Genomic DNA, 10,029 nt, shown 5'->3' on the forward strand with positions numbered 1-10,029 from the left:
TGAGGAGCGAAGCGGATGATTCGCCAGGAATTGCACGACGGGTGGCGCCTGCGGGCCACCGCGGGTCCGGTCCCGGCCGCCGTCGCTGGCGCCGACGTGCCCGCCGTCGTTCCCGGCGGGACCCACCTCGACCTGCTCGCCGCCGGGCTCATCGAGCACCCGTACCGCGACCGCGTCGAGTCCGATCTCGTCTGGATGCACCGCGCGGAGTGGCGCTATCGCACCGAGTTCACCGCGACGGCGGCGCACGGCGAGCGCGTCGACCTGGCCTTCGACGGCCTCGACACCGTCGCCACCGTCAGCCTCAACGGCGTCGTCGTCGGCAGCACGGCCAACATGCACCGCTCCTACCGCTTCGACGTGACGGCCCTGGTCCGCGACGGCGTGAACGAGCTGGTGGTCGACTTCGCGTCCGCGCTCGCCCACGCCGAGCGCGTCGAGGCCGAGTTGGGCTGGCGCGACCACGTGTACCCGCATCCGTTCAACATGGTCCGCAAGATGGCGTGCAGCTTCGGCTGGGACTGGGGGCCGGACCTGCAGACCGCGGGCATCTGGAAGCCGGTGCGGCTGGAGCGCTGGCACACCGCCCGGTTCGCCTCCGTCCGGCCGCTGGTGACCGTGGACGACGACGGCACCGGCCGCGTGGCGGTGCACGTCGACGTGGAGCGCACGGACACCGACGCCGAGGTGCGGGTGACCGCAACAGTTTCTGGGATCACCGCGACGACGACCCTGGCCGCGGGCGAGACCAGCGCCGTGGTCGAGCTCGCCGTCCCCGACGCGCCGCTCTGGTGGCCGACGGGTTATGGCGAGCAGCCCCTGTCCAATCTGGAGGTCACGCTCGACACCGGCGACTCCTACCGCCGCCGCATCGGCTTCCGCACGATCACCGTCGACGCCACCCCGGACGAGGTCGGCACCCCGTTCACGTTCGTCGTCAACGGCAAAGCCGTCTTCGCCAAGGGCGCCAACTGGATTCCCGACGACCACTTCCTCACCCGGATCACCCGCGAGCGGCTCGCCCGCCGCGTCGACCAGGCGGTCGCGGCGAACATGAACATGCTGCGGGTCTGGGGCGGCGGCATCTACGAGACCGAGGACTTCTACGACGTCTGCGACGAGCGCGGTGTCCTGGTCTGGCAGGACTTCCCGTTCGCCTGCTCCTCCTACGCCGAGGAGCAGCCGCTGTGGGGCGAGATCGAGGCCGAGGCCAGGGAGAACGTCGCCCGCCTGACGTCGCACCCGTCGCTGGCGCTCTGGAACGGCAACAACGAGAACCTCTGGGGCTACGCCGACTGGGGCTGGCCGGAGCAGTTGCAGGGCAAGACCTGGGGGCTGCGCTACTACACCGAGCTGCTGCCCGCGATCGTCGCCGAACTCGACCCCACCCGGCCCTACGCGATCGGCAGCCCGCACAGTCCCGACGGCGTCCACCCCAACGACGAGGACCACGGCCCCCGGCACGAATGGGAGGTGTGGAACCGCGACGACTACGTCCACTACCGCGACCACGTCCCGCGGTTCTGCGCGGAGTTCGGCTTCCAGGGCCCGCCCACCTGGGCGACGCTCACCGCGTGGGTCCACGACGAGCCGATGACGCCGACCTCGCCGGGTTTCCTGCTGCACCAGAAGGCCGAGGACGGCAACGGCAAGCTCGACCGCGGCCTGGCCGCGCACCTGCCGGTCCCGGCCGCGTTCGCCGACTGGCACTGGGCGACCCAGCTCAACCAGGCGCGGGCGGTCCACTTCGGCGTCGCGCACTTCCGGTCGTGGTGGCCGCGCACGGCGGGCGCGCTGGTCTGGCAGCTCAACGACTGCTGGCCGGTCACCTCCTGGTCGGCGGTCGACGGCGACGAGCGGCCGAAGCCGCTGTACTACGCGCTGCGGCACGCCTTCGCGCCCCGGCTGCTGACCGTGCAGCCGCGCGGTGACGCGCTCGCCGTCATCGCGGTCAACGACACCGACGAGCCGTGGACGGGGGAGCTGTCCGTGCGGCGGATGACGCTGGCGGGCGAGGTGGTCGCGGAGGCGGCGCTGCCGCTGGAGGCGGGCGCGCGGGGCGCGGCGCGGGTCGACCTGCCCGCGGTCGTGCTGGCGGGCGAGGACACCGACCTGCTGGTGGTCGCCGCGGGGGAGGTGCGGGTCGTGCACCTGTTCGTCGAGGACATCGCGATGCCGTACGACCCGAACCCGGTCACCGCGTCGGTGGCGGCGGTGGAAGGCGGCTACCGGGTGGACGTCACGGCGTCGGCCTTCGCCCGCGACGTCGCGCTGCTCGCCGACCGGGTGGCCGCCGACGCCGTCGCCGACGACATGCTGATCACCCTGCTGCCCGGCGAGACGCACTCGTTCCACGTCAGCACCGCCGCGGAGGTCGATCCCGCCGCATTCACCGCGCCCGAGGTGCTGCGCTCGGCCAACGCCCTGTGCGCCGCCGCGGCGCGCTCCGCAGGCTAGGCTGCCCCGATGGACTACACGGCAGCCGACACCCGGTACGCGGAGATGCCCTACCGGCGCTGCGGCCGCAGCGGCCTGCGGCTCCCGGCGGTCTCGCTGGGGCTGTGGCACAACTTCGGCGACGACCGCGGCCTCGACGGGCAGCGGGCGATCCTGCGGCGGGCGTTCGACCTCGGCGTCACGCACTTCGACCTGGCCAACAACTACGGCCCGCCGCCGGGCGCCGCCGAGTCGAACTTCGGCACGCTGTTCGCCCGGGACTTCCGGCCGTACCGGGACGAGATCGTCGTCTCCACCAAGGCCGGGTACGACATGTGGCCCGGCCCGTACGGGGAATGGGGGTCGCGCAAGCACGTGTTGTCCAGTTTGGACCAGAGTCTCCGCAGGCTCGGGCTGGACCACGTGGACGTCTTCTACAGCCACCGCCCGGACCCCGACACGCCGCTGGCGGAGACGATGGGCGCGCTGGACACTGCCGTGCGCTCGGGCAAGGCACTGTACGTCGGGATCTCCAACTACTCCGCGGAGCAGACGCGGGAGGCGGCGGCGATCCTGGCCGGGCTGGGCACGCCGCTGCTGATCCATCAGCCCGCCTACAGCATCGTGAACCGCTGGATCGAAGACGGGCTGCAGGACGTGCTCGACGAGGTGGGCGCGGGCTCGATCGCGTACTCCCCGCTGGCGCAGGGCCTGCTGACCGACCGCTACCTGAGCGGCATCCCGGCCGACTCGCGGGCGGCGGGGGCCAGCCCGTTCCTCAGCGCGGACGGCATCACCGAGGACACGCTGAGGCGGGTCCGCGCGCTGGACGAGGTGGCGCGGCGGCGCGGGCAGAGCCTGGCGCAGCTGGCGATCGCGTGGGTGCTGCGCGGCGGCCGGGTGACCTCGGCCCTGGTCGGCGCGAGCAGCGTGGCGCAGGTGGAGAACAGCGTCGCCGCCGTGCGCGGGCTGGACTTCGACGCGGAGGAGTTGGCGGCCATCGAAAAGATTTCCCTCGGCTGACCGGGTGGCGCGGCCATGATCGGGACGTATTGTGGACCGGTGCCGATGGTGAACGATCCGGTCTCCGCCGTCCAGGTCGGCCTCGGCGGGTGGGGAACCGACTGGGCGCTGCGGGTGCTGCCCTCCGCGCCCGGCATGCGCGTGGTCGCCTGGGCCGAGCCGGACCCGGCGCGCCGCGCGGCCTTCGCCGAGGCCACCGGGGTCCCGCTGCCGGACATCCACAGCGGACTCGACGACGCCATGGCCGAGGTGGACGCCGAGGCGGTGTTCGTCACCACCGCCCCCGCGACCCGCGGCGCCGTCACCCGGGCGGCGCTGAGCGCGGGCAAGCACGTGCTGCTGGAGAAGCCCTTCACCCTCGACCTGGCGGAGGCCGCCGACCTCGTCCACCTCGCCGACGAGGTCGGCAGGCGGCTGGTGGTCGCCCAGGACCACCGGTTCTTCGCCGCGTCGTCCCAGGTCCGGCACCTGCTGGCGCAGGAGGTCGTCGGTCAGGTCAGGCACGTGAGCGTGTCGTTCCGCCGCAACCACCGCTCCCCGGCGGAGGACACCTGCTCGGTGCTGTGGCGCACGGCGATCCACCACTTCGACCTGCTCCGCGCGTTCTTCGGCGAACCCCGCGCGATCGACGCTCGCGCCTGGCCGCGCGGCCGCTCCCGGGACGCGGCGCTGACGTCGTTCTCCGCCGAGATCGAGTTCCGGTCGGGGGTGGTCGTCCAGTACAGCGCGAGCGCCGACAGCAGCGCGCCCGCGACCCCGTGGACGGGCGACTGGACCGTGGAGGGCGACGACGGCATGCTCCACTGGGCAGGCTCCGACCCGGCCGAGGGCGCCTACGCCCGCTATGTCCGGGCGGGCGGCGAACCCACCGAGGTCCCCGTCGGCATCCCGCACCTGCGCGACAGGTGGGCCGTGATCGCCCACTTCGCCCACGCGGTGCGCGCGGGGTGCGAGAGCGAGATCAGCGGCCGGGCCACCCTGGGCACGGTCGCTCTGGTGAGCGCCGCCGAGACCAGCCTGACCACCGGCCGGTCCGTGACCCTCGGGTAGCCCCGGCCCCGCGTCTCGCAGCGAACCGCCGCCCGACCACACCCACCCAGAACGGTCACTTGACCACCGCACGGCCGACCCCGAAGGGTCGCCGACCACTGCGCCTCTGGTGACATCAAAGGGTTTGCCTGTCACCGCATGCCGGGGCGCGATGGTTCCGCGCAGGCAGAGCGGTCGCTCCTCGTCGCCGTCCGGTCGTGGTGCCCGGGCAGCCGTGCCAGTGGTGACTCGGCATCATCCTGGTCGGGCCGGGGCCGGGCTACTCCGGGTCCACGCCCAGGCGGGCCCGGATGCCCCTGATCGCCCGGTCGTACGCGGCGTCCGAGCCGGTCAGCACCGCTTCCATGTTGCCTGCTCGGGCAAGCGCGTCGAGCTCGAAGGCGATCTGGGCCGGGTCGGTGTCCGGGGGGAGGTGTCCGAGGGTGACCGCCCTGTGGGCGAGGCCGGTGAGGAGGTCGATCCACTTCTCGCGGCCGTGGCGGACCGCGTCGTGGACCCGGCCCTCGCGGGCGTCGAACTCGGCGATGACGCCCGCGAAGAAGCAGCCGCCGGGGAAGGCGCGGCTGCGGGAGTAGTCGAGCCAGTGCTCGCACATCGCCGTCAGGCGGGGGAGGCCGTCGGGGGCCTTCAGCGCGGGGCGGATGACCAGGTCGCGGAAGACGTCCTCGGCGTGGGCGATCGCCGCCAGTTGCAGGTCCTCTTTGGACCCGAAGTGGGCGAAAACGCTGCTTTTGCTCAACGCCAGGTCGGTCGCCAGCCTGCCGATGGTCAGCCCGTCCAGCCCCTCGACGGAGGCGATGTCCGCCGCCCGGCGCAGGATGCTGCGGCGGGTCTGCTCACCTCGCGCCAGTCGGCCGTCCACGGGCCCAATCTAGACGACGGGGTTGATCATGTGGAACTATGTGACCGAACGTTCGGATATCTCTGGAGGGGACATGGACATCAGGGACCTCGACCGGCGCGCCATCGAGTCGACCGGGGGGATCATCGACAAGCTGACCGACGACCAGCTCGACCTGCCCACGCCGTGCGACAAGTGGACGGTGCGGGACGTGATCGCGCACATGGTCGAGAACAACCAGCGCACCATCGAGCGGCTGACCGGCGCCGCCCCGCAGGCGGGCGACGACGTGCGCCGCGACTACCGGACCTCCGCCGCCGCCCTGACCAGCGCGTTCGCCGACGACGCCGCCATGGAGGCGCCGTTCGAGATGCCCGTCATCGGGCGCACGGTGCCCGGCAGCACCGCGCTCACCGTGCACTTCGCCGACGTCCTCGTCCACGGCTGGGACCTCGCCAGGGCCATCGGCGCCGACATCGCGCTCGACCCCGAGCTGGTCGAGGCCGCCGTGGGGATCGTCGGCCAGTTCCCGGACGTGCCGGAGCTGTGGTCCGACGACAGCAACGTCTTCAAGCCGCGCCTGGCCGCGGGCGGCGACGCCGACCCGCAGGAGCGGCTGCTCGCCCTGACCGGCCGCCGCGCCGACTGGACGGCCTAGCGGAAGGGGGCGGCCCGGGGGGCCGGGCCGCCCGTCTAGACCGTGTACCGCAGCAGCACCGAGCGCCCGTCGAACGCGCGGGTCTCGGCCAGCCGCAGCGGGATGCGGGACTTGCCGGGGGCGAAGACCGGCCTGCCGCCGCCGAGGACCACCGGGTGGACGACCACCTGGTACTCGTCGACCAGGCCGAGGTCGGTCAGCGCCGCCGCGGCCTCCGTGCCGCCCATGAGCAGCAGGTCGCCGCCGTCGCCCGCCTTCAGCTCGGCCAGGTCCTCGGCGCGCACGACGCGGGCGCCGTGCTCGGCCGAGGTGAGCGTGCGGGAGAGGACGGCCTTGGGGGTGGCCCGCCAGATCGGGGCGAACGCCAGGTCGTGCGGGTCGTCCGACACCGACTCCGCGGTGGGCCAGTAGCCCGCCATCCACCCCCACACCACGCGCCCGTAGAGCAGCGTGCCCGCCCGCTCGCTCAGGGCCAGCGAGTACGCCGACAGCTCCGGCCCCATCGCGGGCCAGTCGAACTCGCCCTCCGGGCCCTCGATGTAGCCGTCGACGGAGGAGTGGACGAAGTGGATGACCTTGCGCATGGCGGGCTCCGATGTCTTGTCGGGATGCTGTCAGCGAGGGGTCGGAGCGGCCCGGGCGTTCTCGACACCGCGCAGCGAGAAATTTCCGGATGCCCGTTGATCTGCGACGATGCCGGTTACCGGAAGGAGACCACGATGGCATCGCGACTGAACCCCTACATCAGCTTCGACGGCGACGCCCGGCAGGCGGTCGAGTTCTACGAGTCCGTTTTCGGCGGGACCCTCACGCTCAACACCTTCGGCGAGTACGGCGCGGACGACCCAGCCCAGGCGGACAAGGTCATGCACGCGACGCTGGAGACCGCCAGCGGCTTCACCCTGATGGCGTCGGACACCCCGCCCGGCATGGCCCACAACCCCGGCGACAACATCGCGATCAGCCTCAGCGGCGACGACGCCGACGAGCTGCGCGGCTACTGGACGAGGCTGTCCGAGGGCGGCGCCGTGCAGATGCCCCTGGAGAAGCAGATGTGGGGCGACGAGTTCGGCGCCTGCGTCGACCGCTTCGGCATCACCTGGATGGTCAACATCTCCTCACCGCAGGGCTGACCCGACCGTCGGGTGGACGTCGAAGGCGTCCTCGAGGTCGAGCAGGGCCAGCGGGCGCAGCACCGGCCTGCCCGTGGCGACCAGCCGGAAGGCGATCCCGTGCTCGTCCGTCCTGGCCCGGTGCCGCTGGAGCGCGGTGATGCCCGCGACCCCGAGGAACGACACCCCGGTCAGGTCCACCACCACGCGGGTGTGCCTGCCGACGAGCACGGCCGCGGCGAGGACGGCGTCCAGTCGCGGCGCGGTCACCAGGTCGAGCTCGCCGTCGACGGCCAGCACCAGCGTGGACGGCTCCGGCGACGCGGCGGTGACGCTCAGCGCGCCGCGGTCGACCGAGGGGACCTGCGCGGCCGGGTCGGTCATCGGGTCTTGGCGTGCGCGACGGACATGGGCGGCCCTCCGGGGTTCTCGTGGATTCAGGACCGCCGTCCACGAGGCACCCGTTGGGGAGGATCGGGGGAGGACGGCCCGCAGCGCTGTGCCCATGACGGGTCCACAGGGCTGCCCGGCTGACTGCCCAACCGCGGCACTGGTGATCCTAGAGCAGACCGGCGTTCGGTACAGTCGCGGCCAACGGGTGTTCGGCAGCGCAGCATCCCGACCATGACGGTCGCCTCCGGCCCCGAACGAGCGGCAAGGCCGGGTTGTCTGGCGCGTTGCCGCTGCCGTGGAGGATGTGCGATGTCTGGGGCGTTACGGCGCGTGCTGACGCTGGCGCAGGAGCTGGCCGAGGTGACCCGGCTGGCTGAGGACGACGACGTCAACGCCGTCCTCTCGCGGTTCGTCTCCCGGCTCGCCTTCACTGTGCCCGGCGTCACCGAGGCCACCATCACCGTGCGCACGGCCGACGGCGCCGAGACCGTCGCCGCCGTCGAGCTCGACCGGGTGGGCGAGGCGCCTGCCGCCATCGACCCGATCGCCGAGGCGCTGGAGTACCGCGAGCCGCGCCGCATCGACGACACCACGACCGACCAGCGCTGGCCCGCGTTCAGCGCGCACGTCGCGGGCCGCGGCTACCGCAGCGTCCTGGCGCTGCCGATCCCGACGCGCCGCTCGACCGCCGCCGTGCTCACCCTGTTCTCCGACACGCCGAACCAGTTCGGCGAGACGGCCTACGACATCGTGCTGCTGCTGACCCTGCACGCGGGCGCGGTCTTCGACAACGCCCAGCTCTACCACGACAGCCGCGGCCTGGTCGACCAGCTGCGGACGGCGCTGGACACCCGCCAGGCGATCGGCCAGGCCCAGGGGCTGCTCATGCGGCACTTCGGGGCCGACGCGGACGCGGGGTTCCAACTGCTCAAAAGAGCGTCGCAGAACACCAATTCCAAACTGCGGCAGGTGGCCGCGACGTTGGTGAGCGCGCACGAACAAGGCGATCTCGGGTCGGCGCTGGCGCGATTCGGCCTCGGCGATCCGGACACGACACCGGTGCCCGCAGGCTGACCGGAATAGTTGTCCCGTTCGGACGTGGTGGGCGTCGAAATTTGTTATGCCGACACCAGTCGCCTGCGCAGTAACCCTCGGCACAACCGGGAACCCGGACTGGCTCAGGTGGCTGACAAGTGGCATCGGCGCACGTCGGCGCCCGTTCGGCGGTAAACGCTCATCCGGCCGTGGAGTTGGAAAGCGCGGCTGTCCCCGGGTGACAAATTCCCTCCGAACAGCACTCCCGGAGTAGTTCTGGGCCGCCGCCGCACCATTGACACCGATCTTCGCGCTCGGCCATCCTCGATCGCGGCGCGCCGAATGGAGCAATCGCGCGCCGTTCCGGTGAAAGAATTCGGCGAGGTGGCTGGCGTGGCGAATTCGGGCCTGGTGCGGACGGCCGTGCGGCGGGTGCTGGAGTCCCCGATCGTCACGGGGCTGACCGCCCCGCACGGCGTCGACCGGTACCTGGGCATGGTCAACCCGCTGTGGTCGGTCCGGGAGATCCGCGCGGTCGTCGTCCGGGTCGCCCACCACACCCCGGACACCGTCACCCTGACCCTGCGGCCGAACGCCAACTGGACCGGCGCGCGGGCCGGGCAGCACGTGCGGCTGACGGTGGCAGTCGGGGGCGTGCTCCGCACCCGGTTCTTCTCGGTGGCCAGCGCGGAGGGCAGCGCGGACGTCGAGATCACCGCGAAGGTGAACCGCGCCGTCTCCCGGCACCTCAAGGAGCACGCCCGGCCCGGCATGGTCGTGACGCTGTCCCCGGCCGAGGGGGAGTTCGTGCTCCCCGACGTCCTGCCCGCGCGCCTCCTGCTGATCAGCGGCGGCAGCGGCATCACCCCGGTCATGTCGATCCTGCGCACGCTCACCGCCCGCGCGCACGACTCGCGGATCACCTTCCTGCACTACGCCTTCACCCCGCGCGATGTCGTCTACGCCGATGAACTGGCCGCGATCGCCGCCGCCGACAGCCGGGTGACGCTCCGCATCGCCTACACCGAGGCCCCCGGCGCGGGCGCGCTCGACGGCCTGTTCCGCCGCGAGCACCTGGCGGGCGCCGACCACGCCGCCGCCCTGACCTACGTCTGCGGCCCCGCGCCGCTGATGGACGCGGTCGCCGACCTCTGGGCGGCCGACGGGCTCGCCGACCGGCTGCTGGCGGAGCGCTTCGTCCCGGTGACCGTCCCCAGCGCGGACGCCGTCGGCGAGGTGCGGTTCCGCCGCAGCGGGGTGCGCGCGGCCAACGACGGCCGCTCCCTGCTGGAGCAGGCCGAGGCCGCGGGGCTGAGCCCGGAGTACGGCTGCCGCATGGGCGTCTGCCACACCTGCACGACCGTCAAGGCCGGTGGCGCCGTCCGCAACACGCTCACCGGCGCGGTGAGCGCCGAGCCCGGCGAGCGGGTCCAGCTGTGCGTCACCACCGCGTGCGGCGACGTCGAGCTGGACATCTGACA

The 10,029-nt window shown here is 72.6% G+C and carries 10 protein-coding genes; 7 read left to right on the plus strand and 3 right to left on the minus strand.

Annotation, left to right across the window (positions count from 1 at the left end; translation table 11 throughout):
- Positions 1–15 precede the first annotated feature (15 nt).
- Genes Actkin_RS09360 through Actkin_RS09370 form a run of 3 tightly spaced genes read left to right on the plus strand, consistent with a single transcriptional unit; the run spans position 16 to position 4,509 of the window.
- On the plus strand, positions 16–2,457 hold the full coding sequence (locus Actkin_RS09360) for a glycoside hydrolase family 2 protein (RefSeq protein ID WP_258906724.1): 2,442 nt from the start codon (positions 16–18) through the stop codon (positions 2,455–2,457).
- 9 nt (positions 2,458–2,466) lie between these two features.
- Entirely contained in the window at positions 2,467–3,459 is a 993-nt protein-coding gene (gene mgrA, locus Actkin_RS09365) for an L-glyceraldehyde 3-phosphate reductase (protein WP_258906725.1), read from the plus strand.
- Between the two features lie 45 nt (positions 3,460–3,504).
- Entirely contained in the window at positions 3,505–4,509 is a 1,005-nt protein-coding gene (locus Actkin_RS09370) for a Gfo/Idh/MocA family protein (protein WP_258907887.1), read from the plus strand.
- A 259-nt stretch (positions 4,510–4,768) separates the two neighbouring features.
- On the opposite strand, the gene Actkin_RS09375 is transcribed toward Actkin_RS09370, so the two are convergent.
- On the minus strand, positions 4,769–5,371 hold the full coding sequence (locus Actkin_RS09375) for a TetR/AcrR family transcriptional regulator (RefSeq protein WP_258906727.1): 603 nt from the start codon (positions 5,369–5,371) through the stop codon (positions 4,769–4,771).
- A gap of 73 nt (positions 5,372–5,444) precedes the next feature.
- Here Actkin_RS09375 and Actkin_RS09380 point away from each other — a divergent pair, with 73 nt between their 5' ends.
- The gene (locus Actkin_RS09380) at positions 5,445–6,008 is read left to right on the plus strand and encodes a TIGR03086 family metal-binding protein (RefSeq protein WP_258906728.1); all 564 of its coding nucleotides are present in this window, start codon (positions 5,445–5,447) and stop codon (positions 6,006–6,008) included.
- Positions 6,009–6,043: 35 nt separating this feature from the next.
- Here the strand turns inward: Actkin_RS09380 and Actkin_RS09385 are convergent, their stop codons facing one another.
- On the minus strand, positions 6,044–6,592 hold the full coding sequence (locus Actkin_RS09385) for a dihydrofolate reductase family protein (RefSeq protein ID WP_258906729.1): 549 nt from the start codon (positions 6,590–6,592) through the stop codon (positions 6,044–6,046).
- Between the two features lie 135 nt (positions 6,593–6,727).
- Here Actkin_RS09385 and Actkin_RS09390 point away from each other — a divergent pair, with 135 nt between their 5' ends.
- Positions 6,728–7,141: a VOC family protein gene (locus Actkin_RS09390; RefSeq protein ID WP_189213073.1), complete on the plus strand. Its 414-nt coding sequence runs from the start codon at positions 6,728–6,730 to the stop codon at positions 7,139–7,141.
- On the opposite strand, the gene Actkin_RS09395 is transcribed toward Actkin_RS09390, so the two are convergent.
- Positions 7,127–7,504 (minus strand): STAS domain-containing protein, encoded by a 378-nt coding sequence (locus tag Actkin_RS09395; RefSeq protein ID WP_189213072.1) that lies wholly within the window; start codon positions 7,502–7,504, stop codon positions 7,127–7,129. The genes Actkin_RS09390 and Actkin_RS09395 overlap by 15 nt on opposite strands.
- 318 nt (positions 7,505–7,822) lie before the next feature.
- Here Actkin_RS09395 and Actkin_RS09400 point away from each other — a divergent pair, with 318 nt between their 5' ends.
- Both Actkin_RS09400 and Actkin_RS09405 read left to right on the plus strand, forming a co-directional pair.
- Complete coding sequence (locus tag Actkin_RS09400; protein WP_189213071.1) at positions 7,823–8,587, plus strand: GAF and ANTAR domain-containing protein; 765 nt, start codon at positions 7,823–7,825, stop codon at positions 8,585–8,587.
- 354 nt (positions 8,588–8,941) lie between these two features.
- Positions 8,942–10,027, plus strand: a complete 1,086-nt coding sequence (locus Actkin_RS09405) for a ferredoxin reductase (protein ID WP_258906730.1) — start codon at positions 8,942–8,944, stop codon at positions 10,025–10,027.
- Positions 10,028–10,029 lie beyond the last annotated feature (2 nt).

It is taken from the genome of Actinokineospora sp. UTMC 2448 (assembly GCF_024760565.1).
Classification (GTDB): domain Bacteria; phylum Actinomycetota; class Actinomycetes; order Mycobacteriales; family Pseudonocardiaceae; genus Actinokineospora; species Actinokineospora fastidiosa.